Annotated in this window: 25 protein-coding genes; 15 read left to right on the forward strand and 10 right to left on the reverse strand. The window is 72.2% G+C overall.

Annotated elements, in window-relative coordinates:
- Positions 1 to 64 precede the first annotated feature (64 nt).
- A complete protein-coding gene (locus MFF56_RS15430; RefSeq protein WP_066927305.1) occupies positions 65 to 793 on the forward strand; it encodes a DUF3750 domain-containing protein in 729 nt (242 codons plus the stop codon).
- 489 nt (positions 794 to 1,282) lie between these two features.
- Positions 1,283 to 1,489: a hypothetical protein gene (locus MFF56_RS15435; RefSeq protein WP_156453924.1), complete on the forward strand. Its 207-nt coding sequence runs from the start codon at positions 1,283 to 1,285 to the stop codon at positions 1,487 to 1,489.
- Between the two features lie 22 nt (positions 1,490 to 1,511).
- Here MFF56_RS15435 and MFF56_RS15440 read toward each other — a convergent pair whose 3' ends face one another.
- A complete protein-coding gene (locus MFF56_RS15440; RefSeq protein WP_238230324.1) occupies positions 1,512 to 1,982 on the reverse strand; it encodes a hypothetical protein in 471 nt (156 codons plus the stop codon).
- A 213-nt stretch (positions 1,983 to 2,195) separates the two neighbouring features.
- Here MFF56_RS15440 and dinB point away from each other — a divergent pair, with 213 nt between their 5' ends.
- From dinB to MFF56_RS15465, 5 genes are all read left to right on the forward strand, one after another.
- The gene (gene dinB, locus MFF56_RS15445) at positions 2,196 to 3,290 is read left to right on the forward strand and encodes a DNA polymerase IV (protein ID WP_066921818.1); all 1,095 of its coding nucleotides are present in this window, start codon (positions 2,196 to 2,198) and stop codon (positions 3,288 to 3,290) included.
- A gap of 133 nt (positions 3,291 to 3,423) precedes the next feature.
- A complete protein-coding gene (locus MFF56_RS15450) occupies positions 3,424 to 4,176 on the forward strand; it encodes a Crp/Fnr family transcriptional regulator (RefSeq protein ID WP_066921820.1) in 753 nt (250 codons plus the stop codon).
- 62 nt (positions 4,177 to 4,238) lie between these two features.
- Positions 4,239 to 5,291 carry an HWE histidine kinase domain-containing protein gene (locus MFF56_RS15455; RefSeq protein WP_066921822.1) on the forward strand — a complete coding sequence of 351 codons (1,053 nt, stop codon included), beginning with the start codon at positions 4,239 to 4,241 and terminating at the stop codon, positions 5,289 to 5,291.
- A 197-nt stretch (positions 5,292 to 5,488) separates the two neighbouring features.
- The gene (locus MFF56_RS15460) at positions 5,489 to 7,351 is read left to right on the forward strand and encodes a tetratricopeptide repeat protein (protein WP_066921826.1); all 1,863 of its coding nucleotides are present in this window, start codon (positions 5,489 to 5,491) and stop codon (positions 7,349 to 7,351) included.
- A 106-nt stretch (positions 7,352 to 7,457) separates the two neighbouring features.
- Positions 7,458 to 8,333 carry a 4-(cytidine 5'-diphospho)-2-C-methyl-D-erythritol kinase gene (locus MFF56_RS15465; protein ID WP_238230326.1) on the forward strand — a complete coding sequence of 292 codons (876 nt, stop codon included), beginning with the start codon at positions 7,458 to 7,460 and terminating at the stop codon, positions 8,331 to 8,333.
- Between the two features lie 181 nt (positions 8,334 to 8,514).
- Here the strand turns inward: MFF56_RS15465 and MFF56_RS15470 are convergent, their stop codons facing one another.
- Positions 8,515 to 9,537, reverse strand: a complete 1,023-nt coding sequence (locus tag MFF56_RS15470; RefSeq protein WP_066922423.1) for a polyprenyl synthetase family protein — start codon at positions 9,535 to 9,537, stop codon at positions 8,515 to 8,517.
- A gap of 185 nt (positions 9,538 to 9,722) precedes the next feature.
- Here MFF56_RS15470 and MFF56_RS15475 point away from each other — a divergent pair, with 185 nt between their 5' ends.
- From MFF56_RS15475 to MFF56_RS15485, 3 genes are all read left to right on the forward strand, one after another.
- Entirely contained in the window at positions 9,723 to 10,502 is a 780-nt protein-coding gene (locus MFF56_RS15475) for a tRNA1(Val) (adenine(37)-N6)-methyltransferase (protein ID WP_066922425.1), read from the forward strand.
- A gap of 120 nt (positions 10,503 to 10,622) precedes the next feature.
- Complete coding sequence (locus MFF56_RS15480) at positions 10,623 to 10,853, forward strand: DUF6894 family protein (protein ID WP_066923351.1); 231 nt, start codon at positions 10,623 to 10,625, stop codon at positions 10,851 to 10,853.
- Between the two features lie 107 nt (positions 10,854 to 10,960).
- Positions 10,961 to 11,815 carry a S49 family peptidase gene (locus MFF56_RS15485; RefSeq protein ID WP_238230328.1) on the forward strand — a complete coding sequence of 285 codons (855 nt, stop codon included), beginning with the start codon at positions 10,961 to 10,963 and terminating at the stop codon, positions 11,813 to 11,815.
- Positions 11,816 to 11,879: 64 nt separating this feature from the next.
- On the opposite strand, the gene MFF56_RS15490 is transcribed toward MFF56_RS15485, so the two are convergent.
- Positions 11,880 to 12,122: a hypothetical protein gene (locus MFF56_RS15490; RefSeq protein ID WP_066924727.1), complete on the reverse strand. Its 243-nt coding sequence runs from the start codon at positions 12,120 to 12,122 to the stop codon at positions 11,880 to 11,882.
- 214 nt (positions 12,123 to 12,336) lie between these two features.
- On the opposite strand from MFF56_RS15490, the gene MFF56_RS15495 reads away from it, so the two are divergent.
- Complete coding sequence (locus MFF56_RS15495) at positions 12,337 to 13,269, forward strand: glycine--tRNA ligase subunit alpha (protein ID WP_066924729.1); 933 nt, start codon at positions 12,337 to 12,339, stop codon at positions 13,267 to 13,269.
- Between the two features lie 94 nt (positions 13,270 to 13,363).
- Positions 13,364 to 15,505 (forward strand): glycine--tRNA ligase subunit beta, encoded by a 2,142-nt coding sequence (glyS, locus tag MFF56_RS15500; protein ID WP_373324087.1) that lies wholly within the window; start codon positions 13,364 to 13,366, stop codon positions 15,503 to 15,505.
- 237 nt (positions 15,506 to 15,742) lie between these two features.
- Here the strand turns inward: glyS and MFF56_RS15505 are convergent, their stop codons facing one another.
- The 3 genes from MFF56_RS15505 to argH all read right to left on the reverse strand — a co-directional run bounded on the left by MFF56_RS15505 (position 15,743) and on the right by argH (position 18,300).
- A complete protein-coding gene (locus tag MFF56_RS15505; RefSeq protein ID WP_066923660.1) occupies positions 15,743 to 16,399 on the reverse strand; it encodes an invasion associated locus b family protein in 657 nt (218 codons plus the stop codon).
- A gap of 129 nt (positions 16,400 to 16,528) precedes the next feature.
- Complete coding sequence (locus tag MFF56_RS15510; RefSeq protein ID WP_066923662.1) at positions 16,529 to 16,804, reverse strand: hypothetical protein; 276 nt, start codon at positions 16,802 to 16,804, stop codon at positions 16,529 to 16,531.
- A 95-nt stretch (positions 16,805 to 16,899) separates the two neighbouring features.
- Complete coding sequence (gene argH / locus MFF56_RS15515) at positions 16,900 to 18,300, reverse strand: argininosuccinate lyase (protein WP_066923663.1); 1,401 nt, start codon at positions 18,298 to 18,300, stop codon at positions 16,900 to 16,902.
- Positions 18,301 to 18,345: 45 nt separating this feature from the next.
- Between argH and tlpA the strand changes: the two genes are divergently transcribed.
- Entirely contained in the window at positions 18,346 to 18,978 is a 633-nt protein-coding gene (gene tlpA, locus MFF56_RS15520; protein ID WP_066923665.1) for a thiol:disulfide interchange protein TlpA, read from the forward strand.
- Positions 18,979 to 19,174: 196 nt separating this feature from the next.
- On the opposite strand, the gene MFF56_RS15525 is transcribed toward tlpA, so the two are convergent.
- From MFF56_RS15525 to MFF56_RS15535, 3 genes are all read right to left on the reverse strand, one after another.
- Positions 19,175 to 21,586: a response regulator gene (locus MFF56_RS15525; RefSeq protein WP_238230329.1), complete on the reverse strand. Its 2,412-nt coding sequence runs from the start codon at positions 21,584 to 21,586 to the stop codon at positions 19,175 to 19,177.
- Between the two features lie 84 nt (positions 21,587 to 21,670).
- Positions 21,671 to 22,528, reverse strand: coding sequence for an EamA family transporter RarD (gene rarD, locus MFF56_RS15530; RefSeq protein ID WP_066926765.1), 858 nt, complete (start codon positions 22,526 to 22,528; stop codon positions 21,671 to 21,673).
- Positions 22,529 to 22,635: 107 nt separating this feature from the next.
- Positions 22,636 to 22,917, reverse strand: coding sequence for a hypothetical protein (locus MFF56_RS15535; RefSeq protein WP_066926763.1), 282 nt, complete (start codon positions 22,915 to 22,917; stop codon positions 22,636 to 22,638).
- A gap of 102 nt (positions 22,918 to 23,019) precedes the next feature.
- Here MFF56_RS15535 and MFF56_RS15540 point away from each other — a divergent pair, with 102 nt between their 5' ends.
- Together MFF56_RS15540 and metC are read left to right on the forward strand one after the other, a co-directional pair.
- Entirely contained in the window at positions 23,020 to 23,184 is a 165-nt protein-coding gene (locus MFF56_RS15540; protein ID WP_197430730.1) for a ribosome modulation factor, read from the forward strand.
- Positions 23,185 to 23,294: 110 nt separating this feature from the next.
- A complete protein-coding gene (gene metC / locus MFF56_RS15545; RefSeq protein ID WP_066926762.1) occupies positions 23,295 to 24,467 on the forward strand; it encodes a cystathionine beta-lyase in 1,173 nt (390 codons plus the stop codon).
- A 13-nt stretch (positions 24,468 to 24,480) separates the two neighbouring features.
- On the opposite strand, the gene MFF56_RS15550 is transcribed toward metC, so the two are convergent.
- Positions 24,481 to 26,268, reverse strand: a complete 1,788-nt coding sequence (locus MFF56_RS15550) for a methanol/ethanol family PQQ-dependent dehydrogenase (protein WP_238230330.1) — start codon at positions 26,266 to 26,268, stop codon at positions 24,481 to 24,483.
- Positions 26,269 to 26,293 lie beyond the last annotated feature (25 nt).

Here is a 26,293-nt window from a genome sequence, read left to right on the forward strand (position 1 = left end):
CCTCGCGACGCGGGCGAGCCGGCACCATATCCGCGAAGCTCCCCGTCTGGCTCAGGTCCCCCGCGTGCTCAGGATCGCCGTTCTCGCGCTCGTCCTCCTCTATCTCCTGCCCATCGGCATCTCGGCCCTGCTCTACGCCGCCCGCGCGCGCGGCGACTGGCGCGCGGCCGACCGCTCCAGCGCCGGCCTCCTGCCCGAGCCGCGCGCGCACCGTCCGGCACTGGTTCGGGTCTTCTCGGCCCGCACGGTGAGCTGGCGCGGAATCCTGGCGACCCATGCCTGGATCGTGGTGAAGGAGGAGGGCGCGGGCACCTACAGCCGCTTCGACTACACCGCCTGGGGCCGGCCGATCTGGGTGGACCGCTTCGTGCCGGACGGGCGCTGGTTCGGCAGCGTGCCCGAGACCGTGGTCGGCCTCGATGGCGCGGAGGCCGCGGCGGCGATCCCGCGCATCCGCGCGGTGATCGCGGGCTACCGCTACGCCGCGCCCGGCGACTACACGGTCTGGCCGGGCCCGAACTCGAACACCTTCGTGGCCGCCGTGATGGCGGCGGTCCCCGGGATCCGGGCCGGCCTGCCGGCCACCGCCATCGGCAAGGACTTTCCCTACGACGGGCGCTGGTTCGGCACCACGCCCTCCCGCACCGGCCTGCGGCTCAATCTCGGCGGCTATCTCGGCCTCACCCTCGGCTGGGTGGAGGGGGTGGAGCTGAACATCCTCGGCGCCGTGGCGGGGCTCGACCTGCGCCGCCCGGCGGTGAAGCTGCCGGCGCTCGGCCGCGTCGGGTTCTGAACCGGGGCCGCCCCTGCCCCGGACGCCCGCTGGTTGATCGGTTCGGCCGCACGCGGTGAACCGCGCCGTGCCCCCTCTCCCATAGGGAGAGGGTTGGGGTGAGGGGTATGACCTCACAGAATCGAGCACGCCATCGACGCGCGTTCAGGGTGAGCCTCGGCTTGCAGCCTCATACCCCTCACCCGGCTTTCTGCGAAAGCAGACCTCTCCCTACGGGAGAGGGGACCCGCGCTTCATCCTGCGGCGATGCGTTCGACCGAACCCATCAACCGGAAACGGCATCGGGCAGGCGTCCGGGAAAAGGCCTGAGCGTCGGTTGCGAGGATCGGAGACACCGACGGCGGGCGGGGCCGGCCCTCCCTGACGGGCCCCGACGGCGAAGCCTGGTGCGCCGCCACACCGCGGACGCGTCGCGCACGCGGCAAGACATACGGGCGAAACCCGGCCGGCCCAGAGCCCGCCGCGTCAGCGAGCGCGGAAGGCTATCCGATGGTCGTCGCCCACCTGTTCCGAATCCTCAGCGCGGTCCTGTTCGCCGCGGCGCTGGTCGTCGCCCCGCTCGCGAACCCGCTCCTCGCCTCGGCCTGCCTGATCCTGGGCGGCGCCCTCGCGGCCTGGCGGGGCGCTGCCGACCTCGGCCTCCTCGCGGGGGCTATCGGCCTCGCGCGGGGCGTGGCGGTCCGCGACCGGGCCTGAGGGGCCTTTCCGCGCCGATCGCCTACCCGCCCCGGCGCAGCACCGGGCAAGCCTCGCCGGCGAAGGGCCCGAGGATGACGTCGCCCTGGTTCGGGTTGTTCACGGTGAACGGCGCCGTGCCCTGCAGGCCCCAGAAGCCCTTGCCCATCTGCGGCCGGAACCAGGGATCGCCGAAATCGATGAAGCAGCGGTCCTGCACGGCCACGTAGGCGAAGCTCGCCTGCGCCACGGGCCCGCCCGCGGTCGCGTCGCCGCAATATGCCGCGAGGCTGATCGTGCCCGGGCGCTCCAGCCGCAGGGGCACCGATCGGCCGGGCAGGATCGTCACCGACGGCCCGCCGTCGCGGCTCGCAACCAGCACGAGGGCCGAGCGGTTGTAGACCCGCCGCAGGCAGCCGGCCGCCGCCTCGGCGCTCCAAGAGCCCGCGAGGATCGCCGCAGCCGCCAGCGCGGCACTCCGTCTCCACTGCATCATGGTTGCCGAGATCCTCACGCGACCGGCCCTCCGGCGGAGGGCGCCTGCCGGAGGTGATAGCGCGTCGCGGGCCGCCGCCAAGCCTGACCCGCGCCCCTTCTGCGGCCTGTGGTTGCGTTCGGCCCCGCCGCGATAGCGGTGGACGGCACATCGCCCGTGCTTGACCGGCCCGCCGCCCGACCGCATCGAAAGAACGAAAGACGAACCTACCGACACGGACGCGAGTCCAGGATGCTGCCCGAACCGGATACGAATCCGCATCCGCGCAAGATCATCCACATCGACATGGACGCCTTCTACGCCTCCGTCGAGCAGCGCGACGACCCCGCCCTGCGCGGTCGCCCGGTCGCGGTCGGCGGCTCGCGCGAGCGCGGCGTGGTGGCGGCGGCGAGCTACGAGGCCCGCGTCTTCGGGGTGCGCTCGGCCATGCCCTCGGTGACCGCGCGGCGGCGCTGCCCGGACCTCGTCTTTGTCAAGCCGCGCTTCGAGGTCTACCGGGCGATCTCGGAGGAGATCCGGGCGATCTTCGCCGAGCACACCGCGATCATCGAGCCGGTCGCCCTCGACGAGGCCTATCTCGACGTCACCGAGAACCTGCAGGGCCTGCCGAGCGCGACCGCGGTGGCGCGGGCGATCCGGGCGGCGATCTTGGAGCGCACCGGCCTCGTGGCATCGGCGGGCGTCTCCTACAACAAGTTCCTGGCCAAGGTCGCCTCGGACCACCGCAAGCCCGACGCGCTCTTCGTGATCACCCCCGCGATGGGCCCGTCCTTCGTCGAGACCCTGAGCATCGGCCGCTTCCACGGGGTCGGGCCGGTCACCGAGGCACGGATGCGCGCGCTCGGCATCGAGACGGGCCGAGACCTGCGCGAGCGCCCGCTGGAGGAGCTGACCGCGCATTTCGGCAGCGCGGCCGCCTACTACCACGCGGTCGCGCGCGGGATCGACGAGCGGCCGGTGCGGGCGCACCGCGTGCGCAAGTCGATCGGCGCCGAGACCACCTTCGGGGACGACACCGCCGACCGGACCGTGCTGGCCGAGCGGCTCGCGCCGATAATCGACCGGGTCTGGCAGGCGAGCGTGGCCAAGGGCGTGCGGGGGCGGACCGTCACCCTCAAGCTGAAGCTCTCCGATTTCACGCTGATGACGCGGGCCCGCTCGGGGCCGGCGCCCGTCGGCGACAGGAGCGGGCTGGAGCGCGCCGCGCTCGCGCTGCTCGACGAGGCGATGCCGCTCCGGCGCAGCGCGCGGCTCATCGGGCTCAGCCTCTCCGGCCTCGGTGAGGCGGATGCGGCGGGACCGGTGCAGCTCGGTCTCGAGATCTGACGTTATACAACCGAAGTTCGCATCTTCGACCATTACGACGATCACAGGATGTGTGCTACGAATTAACACACGTGAATTTCTCGACGGCTGCACGGATCGAAAGATCCGTGCGCTGGTCTCTTCGAGGGACGGGATGCCGCGACATTTTCTCAGGAAGCTCGAGCTGTTCACGCGCCTGTCCGCGGCCGACCGGCAGGCGCTCGAGGGCGTGGTCGGCGAGAAGCTGCGCCGCGTCGGGCCGCGCGAGGACATCGTCCGCGAGGGCGACAGCGCGAGCCACGTCAGCCTGATCCTCGACGGGTGGGCCTGTCGCTACAAGCAGCTGGAGGACGGCAGGCGCCAGATCGTCGCCTTCTTCCTGCCGGGCGACCTGTGCGACACGTTCATCGACGTGCTGCGCGAGATGGACCAATCCATCGGCACGCTCACCCCGGTGACCTTCGCGGAGATCTCGCGGGACACCCTCGGCGCGGTCGCGGCGCGCCACCCGCGCATCATGCAGGCCCTGTGGTGGGACACGCTGGTCTCGGCCTCGATCCAGCGGGAATGGACGGTCAACCTCGGCCAGCGCTCCGCGACCGAGCGGCTCGGACACCTCCTGTGCGAGGTGTTCATCCGGCTGCAGGGCGTCGGGCTGACGGAGGGCGACCACTGCGTGCTGCCGACGACGCAGGCCGACCTCGCCGACGCGATGGGCCTCTCCACGGTGCACATCAACCGGACCCTTCAGGAGTTGCGCGGCTCGGGCCTGATCGTTCTGAAGGGGCGCAACCTGACGATCCCCGACCTTGCGGCGCTGCAGGCCGCCTCGCTGTTCACCCCGAACTACCTCCATCTCGACCATGTCGGGCGTCACCTCGACGCCGTTGAACCCCTCGCCGTCTAATCGGTTACGGTCTGTGCGGACCGCCTGATCCCGACCGGCTCGCGCTGCCGACGCTGCGATCCATGAGTGACCGGACCAACCAACAGACCGAGGACGAGAGCCGCGCGGGGAGCGGCCCGGAGCGGGACGACGGCTTCCGCCTCCTGGTCGAGACGATCCCGCAACTGGTCTGGCGCGCGCGCGCGGACGGCGACTGGGTCTGGTCCAGCCGGCAATGGCAGGATTTCACCGGCCAGAGCGACGGCGCGTCCCGGCACGGCGGCTGGCTCGCGACCGTGCATCCGGACGACCGGGCCCGCACCGAGGCGGCCTGGGCCGGGGCCGAGGCGGAGGGCCGGCTCCGGATCGAGCACCGGCTCCTGCAGGCGGCGACGGGCGGCTACCGCTGGTTCGAGACCCGCGCCCTCCCGGCCCGCGACGCCGACGGGCGGGTCAGGGAATGGTTCGGAACCGCCACGGACATCCACGACCTGAAGACGCTCCAAGAGCAGCAGGCCCATCTCCTCGCCGAGCTGCAGCACCGGGTCCGCAACACGCTGGCGACGGTCCGCGCGATCGCCCGGCGCTCCGCCGAGACGAGCGACAGCGTCGAGGACTACGCCATGCATCTCGACGGCCGGCTGAACGCCGTCTCGCGGGTGCAGAGCGCGATCATCCGCAACCCGCTGGGCGACCTCAGCCTGTCCCTGCTGGTCGCCGACGAACTCTTCGCCTACCACGCCCACGAGGGCACGGATTTCACGATGACCGGCCCCCCGGTCCAGATTCCGGCCCGCGCGGCGGAGCGGCTCGCCCTTGCCCTGCACGAACTCGCCACCAACGCGGTCAAGTTCGGCGCGCTCGCGCAGGGGGACGGCGCGATCACGATCGCGTGGACCCTCGAGGAGCGCGGGACGGGACGGGCCCTGGTCCTCGACTGGACCGAGAGCGGCCTCACGCTGGGCGGCCCCGAGAGCCGGCGCTACGGCTTCGGCATGGACGTGCTGGAGCGCATGTTGCCGCACGACCTGCGGGCGGAGGTCGTCGTCGCCTTCCGCGGCGACGGTTTGACCTGCCGCATCGTGATGCCGCTCTGCGGTGCCGCGCAGGCTGCCGCGGCACGGCCGCACGCCTGAGGACGACGGCTGGAGGGAGCCCCCCTCATCCCTGCCCTTGCACGCCCCTCCATCGCCCCTTGTCCGGGACGCGCCGGGGCTCCGGCCGCGCCATCGTTTCGCCTTGCGGGCATGGCCCGAAGGGTCCACTGTCCGCCCGACCTCGCGCCGCCTCCGGGTTCCCGGTCGCGGCGCCCCAGGAGCCGCGACCCTTGTTCATGCTCGACCGACGCGTCCGCCGCACCGTCCCGGTGCTCGCCCTCGCCCTCGCCGCCGGGCTCACACCCGCCGTCCAGGCCGCGCAGCCGCGCGAATCCGCGCCCGTCACCGAGTACGAACCCGCCGAATCCCTCGAGGGCAACTTCCTGGCCGCCTACATCGCGGGCGCGGCCCGCGACACCGGCGCGGCCGCCACCTACTACCGCGAGGCGATGAAGGCCGACCCGCGCAACGCGGAACTCCTCGAGCGCGCCTTCATCTCGATGCTGGCCGACGGCGCCCTGCCGGACGCCTTCCGGGCGGCCGAGCGCCTGACGAACCGCGACGGCGCCAACGGGCTCGCCAACCTCGCGCTGGGCGTGCGCCAGATCAAGGCGAGCCAGTGGTCGGCCGCCCGCCAGAACTTCGCCCGCAGCGGCCGGGGCGCGGCCGCCGACCTCACCGCGACGCTGCTCACCGCCTGGGCCTTCGCGGGCGCGGGCGACGGCAAGAAGGCGCTGGAGACGGTCGGCCGCCTGCGGGGCGAGCGCTACTACAACACCTTCCGCGACTACCACGCGGGGCTGATCGCCTCGGTCGTCGGCGACCAGGCCGAGGCCGAACGCCGCCTGAAGGCCGCCTACGAGGCCGACCGGAACACCCTGCGGGTTGTCGACGCCTACGCGCGCCAGCAGGCGGCCGCCGGCCGCACCGACGTGGCGATCCAGGCCTATACCGACTTTGACAGCCTGATGCCGCGCCACCCGATCGTGCGCGACGCCCTCGACAAGCTGAAGGCCGGCAAGCCGCTGGGCCGCCTGATCACCACCGCCCAGGAGGGCGCGGGCGAGGTGCTGTACGGCCTCGGCTCGGCGGGCTCCACCCAAGGGGACGAGCTGCCCGCGGTGATCTATCTCCGCCTCGCGCTCTACCTCGCCCCCGAGCACGGCCTCGCCCGGCTGACGCTCGCCGACCTTCTCGACCGGATGAAGCAGGTCGAGAAGGCCAACGAGGCCTACGCGCAGATCCCGGCCTCCTCGCCGCTCAAGCTCAACGCCGACATCCAGGTCGGCCTGAACCTCGAGCAGATGGGCCGGGGTGACGAGGCGCTGGCCCATCTCGACGCCGTGATGAAGGCGCACCCCGACGACATCGACGTGGTGACGGCGCTCGGCAACGTGCAGCGCTCGCGCAAGAAGTACGCCGAGGCCGCCGAGACCTACTCGAAGGCGATCGCCCTGATCGGCGACCGGCCGGTGCAGAACTACTGGACGACCTACTACTTCCGCGGCACCGCCTACGAGCGGGCCAAGCAATGGCCCAAGGCCGAGGCCGACCTGAAGAAGGCGCTGGAGCTGGTGCCGGCGAGCCAGCCCGCCGCCCGCGCCCAGGTGCTGAACTATCTCGGCTATTCCTGGGTCGATCAGAAGATCAACATCGACGAGGCCTTCAAGCTCCTCAAGCAGGCCGCCGAGGCCAGCCCGCGCGACGGCATGATCGTCGACAGCCTGGGCTGGGCCTATTACCGCCTCGGCCGCTGGGACGACGCGGTGCGCGAGCTGGAGAAGGCCGTCGAGCTGAAGCCCGGCGACCCGACGATCAACGACCACCTGGGCGATGCCTACTGGCGCGCGGGACGGCGCCTCGAGGGCAAGTTCCAGTGGCAGCACGCCAAGGACCTGAACCCCGAGCCGGACGACCTCGCCCAGATCAACGACAAGCTGAAGAACGGCCTGCCGGACATCGAGAAGCCGACCGCGACCGCCGAGAACCCGCCGGCCCCGGTGGCCGCCCCGCACAACCCGGAGAACCCGGAACTGCCCAAGGGCGCGCCCCAGCCGAGCGAGCCCCCGGGCGCCGCCGACAAGAAGACGGGCGGCTAGACGCGGCCCGCTCCGGCGCCCCGCGGCGGGCAGGCCCGGCCGGCACCTTGCCCGGATCGGGTCGGCCCCGTAAGGCCTGCCCGTCCCGTCCCGTTCCGGAGCGCCCGTGCCCGTTCTCACCACCCGCGCCCCGGCCAAGATCAACCTGACCCTGCACGTCCTCGGCCGCCGGCCCGGGGACGGCTACCACGTGCTGGAGAGCCTCGTGGCCTTCGCGGGCGCGGCGGATCTCCTCGGCCTCGCGCCCGGCCCGGAACTCGGCCTCGCGGTGAGCGGGCCGACCGCCGGGCCCGCCGGGCCCGACGAGGACAACCTCGTCCTGCGCGCCGCCCGCCACCTGCGCGACCGGGTGCCGGCGCTGCGGGTCGGAGCCTTCCGGCTCGTCAAGCGGCTGCCGGTGGCGGCCGGGATCGGCGGGGGCTCGTCGGACGCCGCCGCGGGCCTGCGCCTCCTCGCCCGCCTGAACGACCTCCCCCTCGACCACCCGGCCGTCGTCGCCTCCGCCCGCGCGACGGGCGCGGACGTGCCGGTCTGCCTGGAGCCGCGCGCCCGGATGATGCGGGGTGCGGGCGAGCAGGTCGGGCCGGCGCTCGGCCTCGCCCCGCTGCCCGCCGTGCTCATCAATCCCGGCGTGCCGGTGCCCACCGCGCCCGTGTTCCGGGCGCTCGGCCTGAAGGTCGGCGACGATCTGCCCGGCGGCGCCCATCCGGAGATCGCGCGGGACCTCGCCGGCCCGGAACTGCTGGCGCGGATCGCGCCGGCCCGCAACGACCTGGAGGCGCCGGCGCTCACGGTGGCCCCGGTCGTCGGGGACGCGCTGGCGGCGCTGCGCGCGCAGGACGGCTGCCGGCTCGCCCGGATGTCGGGCTCGGGTGCTACGGTCTTCGCGATCTTCGCCGACCGTCGCACGGCCACGCGCGCCGCCCGCAGGCTGCGGGCGGCCAATTCGGGCTGGTGGGTGAGCGCGTCCTACCTGCGGTAAGGGGGGCAAGCCTTCGGCGACGGGGCATCTTCCGCGCCGACGCGGTCGGATGAACCACCGCCCTTTCCCGGACGCCCGGGACGAGGGCCGACGGCGAGCCGGGACAGGGCGGGCAAGGGTCGCGCAGCGGCCCGGTCGTCACCCCCGGCGCGGCATGCGGACGCTTCGCGCCGCGCCCCACTCAATGCGCGCGGGCGATGCAGAAATCGATCGCTTCGAGCAGGGCGTCCTTGGTCCGGCCCGGGGCGAAGGGTGCCAGGGCCTCGCGGGCCAGCGCCCCGTACTGCCGGGCGCGCTCGACGGTCTCGGCCAGGACGCCGCGCCGGTGCAGGATGGCGCGGGCCTCTTCGAGGTCGCCCTCGCGGATCTCGCCGTCCTGCAGGGTCCGGCGCCAGAAGGCGCGCTCCGCCTCGCTGCCGTGCCGGAAGGCCAGCACGATCGGCAGGGTGATCTTGCCCTCGCGGAAGTCGTCGCCGACGTTCTTGCCCAGCGCGTCGGAGGTGCCGCCGTAATCGAGCGCGTCGTCGATGAGCTGGAAGGCGATGCCGAGATTCATGCCGTAGGCGCGGCAGGCGTCCTGCTCGTCCTGCGGGCGCTCGGCCAGCACCGGCCCGACCTCGCAGGCGGCGGCGAAGAGTTCCGCGGTCTTGCCGCGGATGACGGCGAGGTAGTCCTCCTCCGTCGTCTCGGTGTTCTTGGCCGCGGTGAGCTGCATCACCTCGCCCTCGGCGATCACGGTGGCGGCGGCCGAGAGGATGTCGAGGGCCTTGAGCGAGCCGACCTCGACCATCATGCGGAAGGCCTGGCCGAGCAGGAAGTCGCCCACCAGCACGCTGGCCTCGTTGCCCCACTTGATGCGGGCGGCGATCCGTCCGCGCCGCATGTCGCTCTCGTCCACCACGTCGTCGTGGAGCAGGGTCGCGGTGTGCATGAACTCGACGCTGGCGGCGAGCTTCACGGCGCCCTCCCCGCCCGCGTAGCCGCAGAGGTCCGCGCAGGCGAGCGTGAGGATCGGCCGCAGGCGCTTGCCGCCGGACGAGATCAAGTGGTTGGCCACCTCCGGGATCATCGCCACCTCGGATCCCGTGCGCGACAGGATCGTCGTGTTGACGCGCGCCATGCCGTCGGCGACGAGCGCGACGAGATCGTTCAGGCTCGCCTCCGCCTCGGAGGGGCCTTTCTCCACGGGAACCACGACACCCAAGGTCCGATGCCTCCAGACCGTCCGGCCGCGACAGGCGGCTCCGCCCCCCTTCGCACGCGGCTCTCCGCACCGCAACATGCGCCGGCGCGCGCGATGGGACGGAAGGTGATATGGTCCCGTACATGCGCGATGCCCCCGCGACCGATGCGCCGGGCCGCGCGGGCGGCCCCCCCGTGAGCGCGGAGGTGAGCGCGGAGCCCGACAGCCTGTTCGGCGGGCGCCTGCGCCTGTTCCAGCCCGCGCGCGGCGCGCACCGGGCCGGGACCGACGCGGTGCTGCTCGCACGCCTGCTCGAGCCCCCCCCGGGCGCCCGGATCTGCGACCTCGGCGCGGGAAGCGGCGCGGTCGGCCTCGCCTACGGGCTCGGGGGCGCCCGGGCGACGCTGGTCGAGCGCGAGCCCGAGATGGCGGCGCTGGCGCGCCGGAACGCCGCCCTCAACGGTGTCGAGGCCGCCGTGATCGAGACGGACCTGCTGGCCTCCGCCGCGGCGCGGCGCGCGGCCGGCCTCGAACCGGAGAGCCAGGACGTCGTCGTCACCAACCCGCCCTTCTTCGAGGGTGGAAGCCAGCCGTCGCGCAGGCTCACGCCCAACGCCCTGCGGGGGGCGGCCCACGATTTCGGGCCGGGCGACCTCGACACCTGGATCCGCACCGCCGCCTGGCTCCTGCGCCCCGGCGGCCAGCTCGGCCTGATCCACCGGGCCGACGCCCTGCCGTCCTGCCTCGCGGCGCTCGGGCGGCGCTTCGGCGGGATCAGCGTCCGCCCGGTCCACGCCCGGCCGGCCCGGCCGGCGATCCGGATCCTGGTCCGGGCCCTCAAGGGCAGCCGCGCGCCCTTCGGCCTGCTGCCGCCCCTGGTCCTGCAGGGGGCGGATGGCGTGCCGACGCCCGAATCCGTCGCCCTGCACGGTGTCGGGTCCTGGCCGCACGACGATCCGGGCGCCCGGCCAACCCGCGAACGATGATCCCTGCCGCGGGACCGGATTTTTCCGGGCCCATCGATTGTTTCAGGCGCACGAGAATGACAATCCTCCCATGCCTTCGATATGATGATCGCCGTTTTGCAACCAGAGATCAGATCGCGAATGCCACGCTACTTCTTCGATACGTACGACGGCACCGTGATCTTCGACGATGAAGGGCGTCTGCTACCGGATCTCACGAGCGCGCGGCTCGCGGCGCGGCATCTCCTGGAGGAACTGGTTCGGCACGCCTCGCCCGATCGCGCGGAGAGCCGGTTCCGGGCCGACATCCGCGACGAGGCCGGCCGGGTCATCTGCACGGCGACCCTGGTCCTGGCCTACGGGGGCGCCTGACGCGACGGGCGGCTTTTCGCCCCGCCCCCGCGCCGAAACCTTGCCGTCGCGACGGCACCGACCACCTGCCTTGCGGCCCGCATCCATTCCAACCCCGGCCCCGATCCATGCCCCTCGCGTTCCCGGCGTTCCTGCACCCCCTCCTGCCCGCCCGGTTCCGGACGCGGCCCAAGCGGGTCGCGGTGGTGCGCCTCAGCGGCGTGATCGGGGCGGTCTCGCCGATCCGGCGCGGCCTCTCGATCGCGGCGGTTGCGGGAAGCCTGGAGCAGGCGTTCGGGCTCAAGGGCGTGGCGGCGGTCGCGATCGTGGTGAACTCGCCGGGCGGCTCGCCCGCGCAATCCCACCTCATCCACCGCCGCATCCGGGCGCTCGCGGAGGAGAAGCGGGTTCCGGTCCTGGCCTTCGTGGAGGATGCGGCGGCGTCGGGCGGCTACATGATCGCCTGCGCGGCCGACGAGATCGTGGCAGACCCGACCTCGGTCGTCGGCTCCATCGGCGTGGTCTCGGCCGGCTTCGGCTTCGATCGCCTGATCGAGCGCATCGGCGTCGAGCGCCGCGTGCACACGCAGGGCGAGGCGAAGGCGATGCTCGACCCGTTCCGGCCCGAGGACCCGGCCGACGTGGCGCGGCTGAAGGCGCTCCAGGCCGACGTGCAGACGGTGTTCACCGACCTCGTCCGCTCACGGCGCCCGAACCTGAAGCCCGGCGAGGACCTGTTCACCGGCGCGGTCTGGACGGGGCGCAGCGCCCTCGAACTCGGGCTGGTGGACGGGCTGGGTGACGTCCGCTCCACCCTGCGGGCCCGCTTCGGCGACGATGTGGAGATCCGCATGATCGCGGAGGCGCGCGGCTCCTTCGTCGCGCGCCTGCTGCGTCGGGCGGCGCCCGGCGGCACCGGCCTCGCGGACGAGGCGATCGGCGCCATCGCGGAGCGCGCCGCCTGGGCGAGGCTCGGACTCTAGGTCCCGGAATCCCGAAGGGTGGGCCACCGTTCGGCGGGGTCTCGGGGCAGAGCCCCGCGCCGGGTCAGCGCGTGAGGCAGGCCGCGCTCGGCGTGCCGTAGCCGCTGTAGACCACCCGGACCTTGCGGTTGCACGTCTCGGGGGCCGGCGCCACGGCCGCGACCTCGACCGGCATCGTGGCCACGGGGAGCGCCACGGCGGTGGCCTCCTCGGAGGTGGCGAGCGCCTTCGTGCCGGACATCACCAGCGGGGTCGCGACCAGGGAGGCGGCGAAGAGAGCGGCGACGAGGGTGAGATCCTTGCGCATGACTGAGTTTCCAAGGTGTCCGGCGGCTTTCCGGGGCGCCCGTCCCATCATGTCCAGTAAACGTGGCCGTGGGCTTGGCAGTTCCCGCCTCCGGCCCGGTTTGCGCCACATTCCGGCCACGCTTCGGTGTGGGCCCGCACCCGGCGCCCTTCGCTTGACACCCCGCCCCGCGAGCCTAAACGCTGCCCGCCCCTCCCCGCCGCGATGCAGCAAGATGTCAGACGCCGATCTCGCGCCCACCCGCTCGTTCCAGGGCCTGATCCTGACGCTCCAGCGCTTCTGGGCGGCCAAGGGCTGCGTCATCCTGCAGCCCTACGACATGGAGGTCGGCGCGGGCACCTTCCATCCGGCCACCACGCTGCGCGCCCTGGGGCCCAAGCCCTGGAAGGCCGCCTATGTGCAGCCCTCGCGCCGCCCGAAGGACGGGCGCTACGGCGAGAACCCGAACCGGCTGCAGCACTACTATCAGTTCCAGGTCATCCTGAAGCCGAACCCGCCGAACCTGCAGGAACTCTACCTCGAATCGCTCGCGGCGATCGGCGTGGACCTCAAGCTCCACGACATCCGCTTCGTCGAGGACGACTGGGAGAGCCCGACGCTCGGCGCCTGGGGCCTCGGCTGGGAGTGCTGGTGCGACGGGATGGAGGTGAGCCAGTTCACCTACTTCCAGCAGGTGGCGGGCTTCGAGTGCGCGCCGGTCGCGGGCGAGCTGACCTACGGCCTCGAGCGGCTGGCCATGTACGTCCAGGGCGTCGAGAACGTCTACGACCTCAACTTCAACGGGGGCGAGGGCGCGGACAAGGTCACGTACGGCGACGTCTTCCTGCAGGCCGAGCAGGAATACTCGCGCCACAATTTCGAGGCCTCCGATTCGGCGATGCTGTTCCGGCAGTTCACCGACGCCGAGAAGGCCTGCCGCGCCTACCTCGCGGCCGGCGAGCCGGAGCAGGAGGGTGCGCGCCACCGCATCGTGCAGCCGGCCTACGACCAGTGCATCAAGGCGAGCCACGTCTTCAACCTGCTCGACGCCCGGGGCGTGATCTCGGTGACAGAGCGACAGAGCTACATCCTGCGGGTGCGCGAGCTCGCCAAGGCCTGCGGCGCGGCCTGGCTCAGGACCGAGGCCGGCGGCCACGCCGCCGCCTGACGCCCGCCACCCGATCCGACATTCCCGCGCCGCCGGACCCGATCCCATGCCCGACCTGCTCCTCGAACTCCGCTCGGAAGAGATCCCCGCCCGCATGCAGCGGCGGGCGGCTGAGGATCTGAAGAAGCTCGTCACCGACGCGCTGGTGGAGCGCGGCTTCCTCTACGAGGGCGCCAAGGCCTTCGCGACGCCGCGCCGGCTTGCGCTGCACGTCGCCGGGCTGCCGGCCCGCGGCGAGGCCGTGCGCGAGGAGCGCCGCGGCCCGCGCGTCGGCGCGCCCGAGGCCGCGGTGCAGGGCTTTCTGAAGGGCGCCGGTCTGACCTCGCTCGACCAGGCCAGAACGGTCACGGACCCGAAAAAGGGTGAATTCTACCTCGCGGTGATCGAGCGGGAGGGCCGCGAGACGCTCGACGTGCTGGCCGAGATCCTGCCGCAGATCGTCCGGAGCTTCCCCTGGCCGAAATCGATGCGCTGGGGCGCGGCCTCCGCGCAGCCCGGATCCTTGCGCTGGGTGCGCCCGCTGCAATCGATCGTCGCCACCTTCGGGCCCGAGACCGAATCGACCGAGGTCGTGCCGTTCTCGGTTGACGGGATCGCGGCCGGCACCACCACCTACGGCCACCGCTTCCTGGCACCCGAGGCGATCGAGGTGCGCCGCTTCGACGACTACGTGCAGGCGCTGGAGCGCGCCAAGGTCGTGCTCGACGCCGACCGGCGCAAGGACATCATCCTGCACGACGCCCGCGACCTCGCCTTCGCGCAGGGTCTCGACCTCGTGGAGGACGAGGGCCTGCTGGAGGAGGTCGCCGGCCTCGTCGAGTGGCCCGTGACCCTGATGGGCCGCTTCGAGGAGAGCTTCCTCGATATCCCCGCCGAGGCGATCCGCGCCACGATCCGGGCGAACCAGAAGTGCTTCGTGCTGCGCAAGTCCGGCAGCGAAGCTCTGGCGCCGGCCTTCATCCTGGTCTCGAACCTGGAGGCCAGCGACGGCGGTCAGGCCATCACAGCCGGCAACGGCCGCGTGGTGCGGGCGCGGCTGTCGGACGCGAAGTTCTTCTGGGAGACCGACAAGGCGGTGCGGTTGGAGGACCAACTGCCGAAGCTCGACAGCATCGTCTTCCACGAGAAGCTCGGGACGCAGGGTGAGCGGATCGCGCGCATCGCCGCGCTCGCGCGGGAGATCGCGCCGCTGGTCGGAGCCGATCCGGATCTGTCTGAGCGCGCCGCACGGCTCGCGAAGGCCGATCTCGTCACCGAGATGGTCGGTGAGTTTCCTGAGCTTCAAGGACTGATGGGGCGCAAATACGCGGCGTTGCAGGGTGAAGACCCGAGCGTCGCGGCGGCGATTGAAGAGCACTACAAGCCGCTGGGGCCGTCCGATCAGGTGCCGAACGATCCGGTGTCAGTCGCGGTGGCGCTCGCCGACAAGCTCGACACGCTGGTCGGATTTTGGGCGATCGACGAGAAGCCGACGGGGAGCAAAGATCCGTTCGCGCTGCGGCGGGCAGCGCTTGGCGTTATCCGCCACGCTTTGGTAGGCCATCGGCTACGTCTGGTAGATCTATTCGAAGGCCATCTGGCTCGTGTTTTTGATTCAATACAAAAAGCTTACCTCGCAAGCCAGCCTCCCGGCTTCACGACCTATGCTCGGCTCTCAGTAGGCGGCGGCGAATGGCTAGGTAGGAAGATTGGGCCTGAGTCTATCGGTCTCCTCGCCTTCTTCGCCGACCGCCTCAAAGTCTACCTCCGCGACCAGGGCGCCCGGCACGACCTGATCGACGCCGTCTTCGCCCTGCCCGGCCAGGACGACCTGCTGATGGTGGTCCGCCGCGTCGAGGCGCTCGGCACGTTCCTCGACACCGAGGACGGAAAGAACCTGCTCGCCGGCTACAAGCGCGCGGCCAACATCCTGCGCATCGAGGAGAAGAAGGACGGCCGCGCCTACGATTCCGAGCCGGATGCCGGGCTGATCGCGTCGTCCGGCCAGCCGGAGGAGCGGGCGCTGCACGAGGCGCTCGGCGTCGCGCGCGCCGAAGCCTCCTCGGCGGTCGGCGCCGAGGATTTCGAGGGTGCGATGCGGGCGCTCTCGCGGCTGCGCGCGCCGGTCGATGCCTTCTTCGACGAGGTCACGGTGAACGCCGAGGATCCGGCTCTGCGGGCCAACCGCCTCGCGCTCTTGAACGCGCTGCGCGCCGCCACGCGGGAGGTGGCGGACTTCTCGCGCATCGAGGGCTGAGGGGCAGGCCCTCCGGTGCGGTTCAGACTCGACGCGCCCCCTCTCCCATAGGGAGAGGGTTGGGGTGAGGGGTATGACGCACCAGAACTGCGCACGCCTTCGACGCGCGTTCAGATCGAGACATACTCGGCAGCCTCATACCCCTCACCCTGTCCCTCTCCCTATGGGAGAGGGGACCCGCGCGTCCGCGAACAGGCGTGGTAATTCCGTAGCGCGTCGGGAGACGCGCTCCCGCCCCTACTTGCACTCCTCACGCGCCCGCTTCATCGCGTCGGCGAAGCCGGCCAGCGCGTACTCGTCGGCGGTCGGGTTGCCGCGCATCGAGGTCGTGCGGACCGTGAGCTTCGGGGTGCGGCCGCTCATCTCGGTGACCACCCGGGTTTCCTCGGCCGGGTTCTGCAGCCAGGCGTTGCCGTCCTTGGTCACCAGCCCGTAGCGCGCGGTGCCGATGTTGAGGGAGGGGTCGCTCGGCGCGGCGGCCGCGCCGGCCTTCCCTTGCGCGGCGGCGGGCTTGGCGGGGAAGCCCAGCATCACCGCCACCTCGTTCTGGACGTTCTCGGCCTTGCGCACCGTCACGAACAGGTAGGCGGTGTCGCGCTTGAGGGTGTTGGGCGAACGGGCCTGCGGCTGGGCGATGGCGTAGCAGACGCGCGCCTTGCCCTGACCGTTGGTGAAGACGTTCCAGTCGCCGATCACCGCCACCGGCACCGCCTGCTGCATGCCGGGCGGGGTCGCGGGCTTCTTCTCGCGCCCGCGCCGGCCGCGGCGCGGCGCGGCCTCGTCGGCCTCCTGTGCGTGCGCCGTCCGCATCCCCGCCAGATCGCTCAAGCCGGCCGGCAGCGGCGCGAGGAGAGCGAGGGCTCCGACCGGGAGCAGGCAGAGGGCACGGCGCATCGGCACATCCTGAACAGCATCGTCCGGCACCGCGGCTCCCGCCGGGCGCAGGGTTTAGTGACGCTTGCGCTCAAGGACGGCAAGAGGGGCGGCAGGAGCGAGCGGACGGCAGGCCCCGCCCTCCCCTTCTCAGGCGGCGCGGATCTCGGCCGCGTTGGCGGCCGCCATGGCGGCGACCGGAAGCGCGGGCTCGGAGACCGCGATGGTCACCGCCGGCTCGACCACGATCTCGGCCGCGGCGCGCGGCTGCGGGTCGTTGTAGGGGGTGTTGTAGCCCTTGCGCACGGCGGCCCAAAAGGCCTCGCGCGCGAGGCCCGAGCCCGTGAGAGCGGCATCGATCATCGCGGTCGCGGACGCCGCCATCTCGGGCGCCTCTTCCGGCTTGATCCAACTCTCGACGGGCATGCTGCGATCTCCGATCCACACGGCCGAGCTTATGGCGCAACGGACTTAGCTGAACGGTGAACGCCGGGGCGTTGCGAATGGTTGCGGCGCACAATTCACGCGGGTTTTGCCGCCGCCTCCCCGAGCCGCGCGATCCAGGCCTCGGCCTGTCGGCGAACGTTGTCGGGCGCGGTGCCGCCGTAGCTGGTGCGGCTCGCCACCGAATTCGCGACGCCGAGCACCGCGTAGACCGCGTCGGTGATGCGGGGCTCGGCCGCCTGCATCTCGGGCAGCGTGAGTTCCTCCAGCCCGACGCCCCGGGCCGAGGCCGCGCCGACGAGGCGGCCGGTGACGTGGTGGGCCTGCCGGAAGGGCAGCCCGAGTTCGCGCACCAGCCAGTCGGCGAGGTCGGTGGCGGTGCTGTAGCCGGAACCCGCGGCTTTGCTCAGCACGTCCGCGACGGGCTCAAGGTCGCGCACCATGCCGGTCATCGCGGCGAGGCACAGCGAGAGGGCCTGGAGCGCGTCGAAAGTGCCCTCCTTGTCCTCCTGCATGTCCTTCGAGTAGGCGAGCGGCAGCCCCTTCATCACGATGAGCAGGCCGGTGAGCGCGCCGACGATGCGGCCGGCCTTGGCGCGCACCAGCTCGGCGGCGTCGGGGTTGCGCTTCTGCGGCATGATCGACGAGCCGGTGGTGAAGCCGTCCGAGAGCCGCACGAAGCCGAACTGCGCCGAGGTCCAGACGACCAGCTCCTCGGCGAAGCGCGAGAGATGCACGGCGCAGATCGAGGCGGCGGAGAGCGATTCCAGCGCGAAGTCGCGGTCGGCCACCGAATCGAGGGAGTTCGCGGTCGGGCGGTCGAAGCCGAGCGCGGCGGCGGTCGCGTGCCGATCGATCGGGAAGGAGGTGCCGGCGAGCGCCGCGGCACCGAGCGGGCACTCGTTGAGGCGCGCGCGCGCGTCGCGGAACCGGCCGCGGTCGCGCGCCAGCATCTCCACGTAGGCCAGGCAATGGTGCCCGAAGGTGACGGGCTGGGCCGATTGCAGGTGAGTGAAGCCCGGCATCACGGTCCCGGCATGGGCCAGCGCCTTGTCGGCCAGCGCCCGCTGCAGCTCGGCGGCCTGGGCGTCCAGCGAATCGAGGGTGTCGCGCACCCAGAGCTTCATGTCGGTGGCGACTTGGTCGTTGCGCGAGCGCGCGGTGTGGAGGCGTCCCGCGGCCGGGCCGACGATCTCGGTCAGCCGGCTCTCCACCGACATGTGGATGTCCTCGAGCTCGCGGCGGAACACGAAGCTGCCGGCCTCGATCTCGGCCTGCACGGACTTGAGCCCGGCCTGGATCGCGGCCACATCGTCGGCCGGTAGGATGCCGGCCTCGCCCAGCATCGTCACATGCGCCAGCGAGCCGCGGATGTCCTGGGGCGCGAGGCGCTTGTCGAACCCGATCGAGGCGTTGATCTCCTCCATGATCTCGGCCGGGCCGCTCGCGAAGCGGCCGCCCCACATCCGGTTGCTCATGCTCTCAACGTCCCTTCCGCGCTCACATCAGGACAGGCAAGGCTGATGCCCAGACCCATCGCGCGCCTCGCCATCGGCGCCGGCCTCGTCACGGCCCTCGTCGCTGGGCTTGCCCTATACGGGACGGGCTCCATCACCGGCAACGGGGCGGGGCCCTGCGCCGCCTCGATGCCGGCCCTCGCCCGCGTCGCGCAGACCAGCCGCGGCGACGTCGCGGCTATGCAGGCGCCCGACGGCCCGAAGCCCGCCCCGGACCTCGCCTTCCGGGGGCCGGACGGGACCGAGATGCGGCTCGGGGATCTCCGCGGCAAGCTGCTCCTCGTGAATCTCTGGGCGACGTGGTGCGCCCCCTGCAAGGCCGAGATGCCGGCCCTCGACCGGCTGCAGGCCGCGCTCGGCGGGCCGGACTTCGCGGTGGTGGCGATCAACCTCGACACCCGAAACACGGAGAAGCCGCCCGTGTGGATGCGGGAGAACGGCATCGCGCAGCTCGCCTACTACGCCGATCCCGGTGGGCGGGTGCTGCCGGCCGTGCAGCGCGACACCGGCTCCACCGGCCTCCCGACGACGCTGCTCATCGACGGCGCCGGCTGCACGATCGGCGTGATGAAGGGCCCGGCCGAGTGGTCGGGCGCGGACGCGCGCACGCTGATCCAGGCCGCTTTGGGGCGAAGCTGACCGACGCACCTCCCTCTCCCCTCTGCGGGAGAGGGTGGGCCGGCCGTCAGGTCGGGTCGGGTGAGGGGAGCGACGGTGCCAGATAGCGCTCGGCATCGGCGTTGAGCCTGCGCCGGAAGCTGGGTTCCCCTCACCCGCCCCCTGCTGACGCAGGGCCCCCCTCCCCCGCAGAGGGGGGAGGGAACCGCGTAGAGCCTCAATCCCGCTCCGAGAGCTGGTCGATCAGCCCTTGCATGCCCTGCGGCACCGGAGCGTTCTCCCGGGCATAGAGGGCGCGCAACTGCCGGCCGACCTCCGCGAGGCTGAGCGATCCCTTCACGATCACCCGGTCGGCCTGCGCCTCGAGGCGCGCCTTCTCGGTCTCGGTGATCTCCTTGGCGGTGAGGACGACGACCGGGATGTCGCCGTCCGGCCGGGACCGGAGCGCGCGCAGGAAGGCGAAGCCGTCCATCTCGGGCATCATCAGGTCGAGCAGGATCAGATTCGGGCGCTCCGCGTCGATCCGGGCCAAAGCGGCCCGGCCGTTCTCGGCCTCGTCCACCGCCCAGCCGTCGCGGTGGAGCGTGCGGTGCAGGCGCTCGCGCGCGTCCGCGTCGTCGTCCACCACCAGGACGCGAGCCTCGCGGCCCTCCGGCCGGTAGCGCTCCATCAGGCCTTTCATCCGGTCCCAGTCGATCGGCTTGACGAAGTAGTCGGTGGCACCCAGCGCCTGCCCCAGCCCCTGCTCGGCCACCACCGAGGTCATGATGACGGGGATGCCGGCGAGCTCCGGATCACTGCGCACGGCGTGCAGCACCGCCCAGCCGTCCATGCGCGGCATCTCGACGTCGAGCAGGATCGCGCGCGGCTTCAGGGCGCGGGCGAGCGTCAGCCCGGCCCGGCCGTCGTTGGCAGTGCGGACGTGGAAGCCCTCGCGTTCCAAAAAGCGTCCCAGAAGCTCCCGCGCGGCCGGGTCGTCGTCGACGAGGAGCACGACGTCGTGCTCCTCGTGCGCGCCCGGATGCTCGACCGGCGGTTGCTCCTCGGCCGGCGCGGCGTCTTCGGGGGCGAGCGTGGCCGGCAGGCGGAGGGTGAAGGTCGAACCCACGCCCGGCGCGCTCTCGACCGCGACGTCGCCCCCCATGGTGCGGCAGAAGGCGCGGGTGATCGAGAGCCCCAGCCCCGTGCCGCCGAACTGGCGCGTGGTCGATTCGTCGGCCTGGGAGAAGCGCTCGAACAGGCGCCCGACCTGCTCGGCGGTCATGCCGATGCCGGTGTCGCGGACCGCGAAGGAGAGCCAGTCCGCCTCCCCCTCCCGGTGGCGGCGCACGACGAGCGTGATCGCCCCGTCCTCCGTGAACTTGGCGGCGTTGCCGACGAGGTTCACGAGACACTGGCGGATCTTGGTCTGGTCCTGGTGCATCGTGCCGAGATCCGGCCCGAGATCGAGGTCGAAGCGGTTGCGCTTCTTCTCGACGAGCGCCCCGATGGCGTCCGAGACGTCCGAGACCAGGGCCTCGACCGGGAAGGTCTCGGCCGAGGCGGTCATTCGGCCGGCCTCGATCTTCGAGATGTCGAGGACGTCGTTGATCAGGCTCAGGAGGTGGCGGGCGTTCGCCTCGATCTTGCGCAGGTCCGGCAGCAGCTCGGACTGGCCGACATCCTCCAGCTCCTCCGCCAGCATTTCGGAATAGCCGATCACCGCCGAGAGCGGCGTGCGCAGCTCGTGGCTCATGTTGGCGATGAACTGGCTCTTGGCCCGGTTGGCGGCCTCGGCCGATTGCCGGGCGCGCTCGATCTCGGCCTCGGCCTCCTTGCGGTCGGTGATGTCGACGTTGGTGCCGACCCACTCGCGGATCGTGCCCTCCTCGTCGAAGACCGGTACGCCGCGCACCTCCATGTGGCGCCACTGCCCGTCGTGGCGGCGAAGCCGGTACTCGACCTCGTAGGGCTGGCGCTCATCGACCGAGCGCGCCCAGGTGTCGGCCGCGTGGGCGCGGTCGTCGGGATGGACCGCATCGACCCAGCCCCAGCCCTGGTAGGCCGCCTCGCTCTGGCCCGTATAGGCGCTCCAGCGCGGCTGCGGCGGCATCAACTCGCCGCTGGCGCTGGTATTCCAGACGACCGCCGCGGAGGCGTCGACGAGCGCCCGGAAACGTTCCTCGGAGTGGCGCAGGCGCTGCTCGGTCGCGCGGCGGCGCGAGATGTCGGTGTTGGTGCCGTACCAGCGCCGGACCCGGCCGTCCGGGTCGCGCAGCGGCATCGCCTGCGACAGGAACCAGCGGTACTCCCCATCCGCGCCCCGCAGCGGGAAGGTGTCCTCCCAGGGCTCTCCGGCCGTGATCGCGGCCCGGTAGCGGTCGAGCACGCGGCCGATGTGGTCCGGATGGTGGACGTCGCGCCAGCCCCAGCCCTGCATCTCGCCCGGCGTCGTGCCGGTGTAGTCGTACCAGCGGCGGTTGTACCAGACGATGGTGCCGTCGGCCTCGGCCATCCAGGCGAGCTGCGGCAAGGTCTCGGCGAGATTGCGGTAATCGGCCTCTCCGATGTCGCGCTTATCGATGCCGGGCGCATCCGCGCTCGCGCCGATCGACTCGTCGGCTCGCCCGCCACCCTGGCGCTCGCTCATTCAAAAACCCACACGCTGAAGCAACACCCTCCATATAGGGCGCCGTCCGGCGGGAACGCGCCGAAATCGCGGCTCGCCGGCCGTTCAGGACATGCGCGCGGCGCGGCCGGTGCGGACGGCGTCGAGGCCGTAGAGGACGAGCGCCAGCCAGATCAGCGCCAGCATGACGATCCGCTGCGGCTCGACCCGCTCGCCGAAGACCAGCACGCTGAGGATCAGCAGGCAGGTCGGGGCGATGTACTGCATCAGGCCCAGCGTCGCGAGGCGCAGGCGCTCGGCGGCGGCCGCGAACCAGATCAGCGGCAGCGCCGTGGTGATCCCGGTGAGCAGCAGCAGGACGAGGGCGCGGGGCTCGGGCGGCAGGAACGGCTCGGGCGCCTGCCAGAGCCAGGCCGCGCAGAAGGGCGCGAGGATCAGCGTCTCGGCGAGCAGCCCGAGCGTCGGATCGACGCCCACCACCTTCCGGATCAGCCCGTAGAGCGCGAAGGTCAGCGCGAGCGAGAGCGAGATCAGCGGCAGGTCGCCGGCCCAGACCACCGCGACGCCGACGCCGGAGGCGGCGATGGCGACCGCCACAAGCTGGAGCGGCCGCAGCCGCTCGCCGAGCACCAGCCTGCCGAGACCGACGCTGACCAGGGGATTGATGTAGTAGCCGAGGCTGGCATCCAGCAGGTGGCCCGCCTTCACGGCCTGCAGGTAGAGCAGCCAGTTCACCGCGATCAGCAGGGCCGAGGCGACGAGGAGCGCGTGGCGCGGGCGCAGCGGGAACGGATTGCGCAGGCGGGCGCGCCAGACCAGCACCAGCGCGCCGACGAAGAGCCCCGACCAGATGATGCGCTCGGCCAGGATGTAGGCCGGGGTGAATTGCCCGAGCAGCCGGAAATGCACCGGCACGACGAGGCCCCAGCTCAGATAGGCCGCGAGCGCGTAGACGAAGCCCAAGGCATCTGCCCCCCGCCCGCAACGAGCGGCGGGCCGGCGCCTCATAGACCCCGGGGCGTCGCGCCGTCAGGTGTGCGGGCGCACGCCGACGTGATCGCGTGGCACCGTCAGCGCCGGCCGGCGGGCAGGATCGGGTCGCCGCGCATCAGGGCGTTCAGGCGCTCGGTGTCGAAGCCGCTCGGCACCTTGGGAGCCGCGACCTTCTGGGGGGCGGCCGGGGCGGCGGGCTTGGGCACGGCGATCGAGCCGGTGGCCGAGGGCTCCGGGACGGCGGCGCGCACCGCGGGGGGCGGCGCCAAGTGGCCGAGGCGGTCGGCGCTGACGAAGCCGACGACCAGGGTGCTGAGGCCGACGACGCAGCCGCCGGTGATGAGACGCAGGGTACGCACGCGACAAATCCGATCACACCGGACGAGGCACCAGACCTAACCCGAGGCCGTTAACGAAGCGGAACGCCGAAGACTGACGACACGACCGACAGGGAGATTTCGATGGATCCGAAGGCCACCGCGAGCGACAGCCCCTTCATCCAGGGCCGCAACGCCCGCCTCTACGGCAAGCCGGTGAGCGAGTGCCCCTACGCCGAGGGCACGCAGGAGCGCGCCGCCTGGATGCAGGCCTACGAGGAGGCCGCCGACACCGACGCGAACGGCTGAGAGCGCCGGGCCGGCCCCGCGCGGGGCCGGCCCGGCCGCTCTCGGCTTGACCTCGGACCGGCGCCCGGGCTTCGTGCGGCCCGAGATCGACAGAAACCCGAGCGCGTCCGTTGAGGAAGAACCCGACTTTCGGCCCCGCCACCCGCCTGGTCCATGCGGGGCGCGACCCGTCGCAGCAGCACGGCTTCGTCAACACGCCGATCTATCGCGGCTCGACGGTGCTCTACCCGACCTACGACGCGATCAAGCACCGGCGCGGGCGCTACAATTACGGCACCTCCGGCACGCCGACGATGGACGCGCTCACCGAGGCCTGGACGGAGCTCGCGGGCGCGGCCGGCACGGTGGCGACGCCCTCGGGGCTGGCCGCGCTCACCGTCGCGCTGATGGCCGCCGTCTCGGCGGGCGACCACCTCCTCGTCACCGATTCCGCCTACCGCCCGACCCGTCAGTTCTGCGACGGCGTGCTCGCCCGCTTCGGCGTCGAGACGACCTACTACGATCCGACGGTGGGCGCCGGCATCGCGGCGCTGATGCGCGACAACACCCGCGCGGTGCTCGTCGAGGCGCCTGGCTCGCAGAGCTTCGAGATGCAGGACGTGCCGGCGATCGCGGAGGTGGTCCACGCCCGCGGCGGCACCGTGATCATGGACAACACCTGGGCGACGCCGCTCCTGTTCCCGCCGCACGAGCGCGGCGTCGATATCGCGGTCGAGGCCGGGACCAAGTATCTCAGCGGCGGCTCGGACCTGCTGATCGGCCTGACCTCGGCCAACGCGAAGCATTTCCCGGCGGTGCGGCGCACCTTCGACCACTTCGCCCTGTGCGCCGGCCCGGAGGACATCTTCCTGGCGCTGCGCGGCCTGCGCACGATGTCCCTGCGCCTGCGCGAGCACGGCCGGGCCGGGCTCGAGATGGCGCAGTGGCTGCAGGCCCGGCCCGAAGTGCTGCGGGTGCTCCACCCGGGCCTCCCCGACGATCCCGGCCACGCGATCTGGCGGCGCGACTTCGCGGGCGCCTCCGGCCTGTTCGGCGTGATCCTGAAGCCGTGCCCCGAGGCGGCGCTCGCCGCGATGCTCGACGGGCTCGAACTCTTCGGGATGGGCTTCTCCTGGGGCGGCTTCGAGAGCCTCGTGATCCCGTTCGACTGCGCGCCCTACCGCACGGCCACCAGCTGGGCGCCGGGCGGCTGGGGTCTGCGCTTCCATATCGGCCTGGAGGACACGGCGGACCTGAAGGCCGACCTGGAGGCCGGCTTCGCGCGGCTCCGGGCGGCGAGCTGAGTCTCGCCGCTCCCTACTCGGGCAGCGCGAACACCGTGAGCTGCCCGCCGGGGGCGGTCCACCGGGACAGCGCCGCGTAGCCGCCGACCGCGCCCGAGCCGTCGGCGGGGTCGGTCAGCCCCGCCGCGAGGCCGATCCCGGCCCAGCCGCCGACGCCCGACAGCACCGCCACGTATTGCCGGCCGCGGTGCATGTAGGTGGTGACGTTGCCGACGATCCCCGACGGCGTCTTGAAGCGGTAGAGGGCGCGCCCGTCGCGGGCATCGACCGCCTTCAGGTAGCCCTCCAGCGTGCCGTAGAAGACCACGCCGCCGGCGGTGGCGAGCGCCCCCGACCAGACCGAGAAGGGCTCCGGGATCGACCAGCGGATCCGACCCGCCGCGCCGTCCCAGGCGATGAAGGTGCCGGTGTGCTCGGCGCCCGCGGGCGGGTGCAGCGCCAGCGTCGCGCCGACATAGGGCTGGCCGGCCGTGTAGCGCACGCGGAACGGCTCGTAGTCCATGCACATGTGGTTCGTCGGCACGTAGAACAGCCGGGTCGCGGGCGAGTAGGCGGCCGGCTGCTGGTTCTTGGCGCCGAGCGCGCCGGGGCAGATGCCCGTCGTGGTCTCGTCCTCGCCGGCGGCCTCCGGCGCGTAGCGCGGCTCGACCACGGGACGTCCGTAGGCGGGGCTCGCCGGATCCTGCTCGATGCGGCTCGCCCAGTTGACGCTCGGATCGAACTTCTCCGCCACCAGCAACTCCCCCGTCGCCCGGTCGAGGCTGTAGCCGAATCCGTTGCGGTCGAAATGGGTGAGGAGCCGGCGCGGCCGGCCCGCGACGGTCTGGTCGGTGAGGATCATCTCGTTGACGCCGTCGTAGTCCCACTGGTCGTGGGGCGTCATCTGGTAGACCCAGGCCGCCACGCCGGTGTCGGCGTCGCGGGCGAAGATCGACATCGCCCACTTGTTGTCGCCGGGGCGCTGGGCAGGGTTCCAGGTCGAGGGGTTGCCGGTGCCGTAATAGACGAGGTTCAGCGCCGGATCGTAGGAGAACCAGCCCCAGGTGCAGCCGCCGCCGATGCGCCACTGGTCGCCCTCCCAGGAGCGCAGCGAGGAATCGCGCCCGACCGGCCGGCCGAGCTCCGTCGTCCGCTCGGGATCGACCAGGATGTCGGGGTCGGGGCCCATGGAGTAGGCCCGCCACAGCCGCCGCCCCGTGGCCTGGTCGTAGGCGGTGAGGTGGCAGCGCGCGCCGTACTCGCCGCCCGCGATGCCGACGATCAGCTTGTCCTTCACCGGCAGCACGGTCGCGGTGTTGGTCTCGCCGCGGCCCGGGTCGCCGTTCTTCGCCGACCAGAGCGCGCGCCCCGTCTCAGGGTCGAGCGCGACCACGGTGGTGTCCGCCTGATGCAGGAAGAGCCGGCCGTTGGCGTAGGCGAGCCCGCGGTTGACCGTGTCGCAGCACATCACCGGGATCACGGTCGCGTCCTGCCGGGGCGCGTAGCGCCAGAGGATCCGGCCTTCCCGGTCGAGGTCGAGCGCGGTGACGGTGTTGGGAAAGGGCGTGTGCACGTACATCACGTGCCCGACCACGAGCGGCGCGCCCTCGTGCCCGCGCAGCACGCCGGTGGAGAAGGTCCAGGCGACGCGCAGGTCCTTCACGTTCGCCGCGTCGATCCGGTCGAGCGGCGCGTAGCGGGTGTTGGCGTAGTCGATCGTCTGGAGCACCGGGCCGGGCGGCGCGTCGGCGGCCCGCGTGGGCGCGACGAGGAGCAGAGCCTGCACCAGCAGGCCGACCGCGAGACGGATCGGGGCTCTCATGCTGTCACGCCTGTCCTTGCGCTCC

Source organism: Methylobacterium hispanicum (genome assembly GCF_022179285.1).
GTDB classification, from domain to species: domain Bacteria; phylum Pseudomonadota; class Alphaproteobacteria; order Rhizobiales; family Beijerinckiaceae; genus Methylobacterium; species Methylobacterium hispanicum.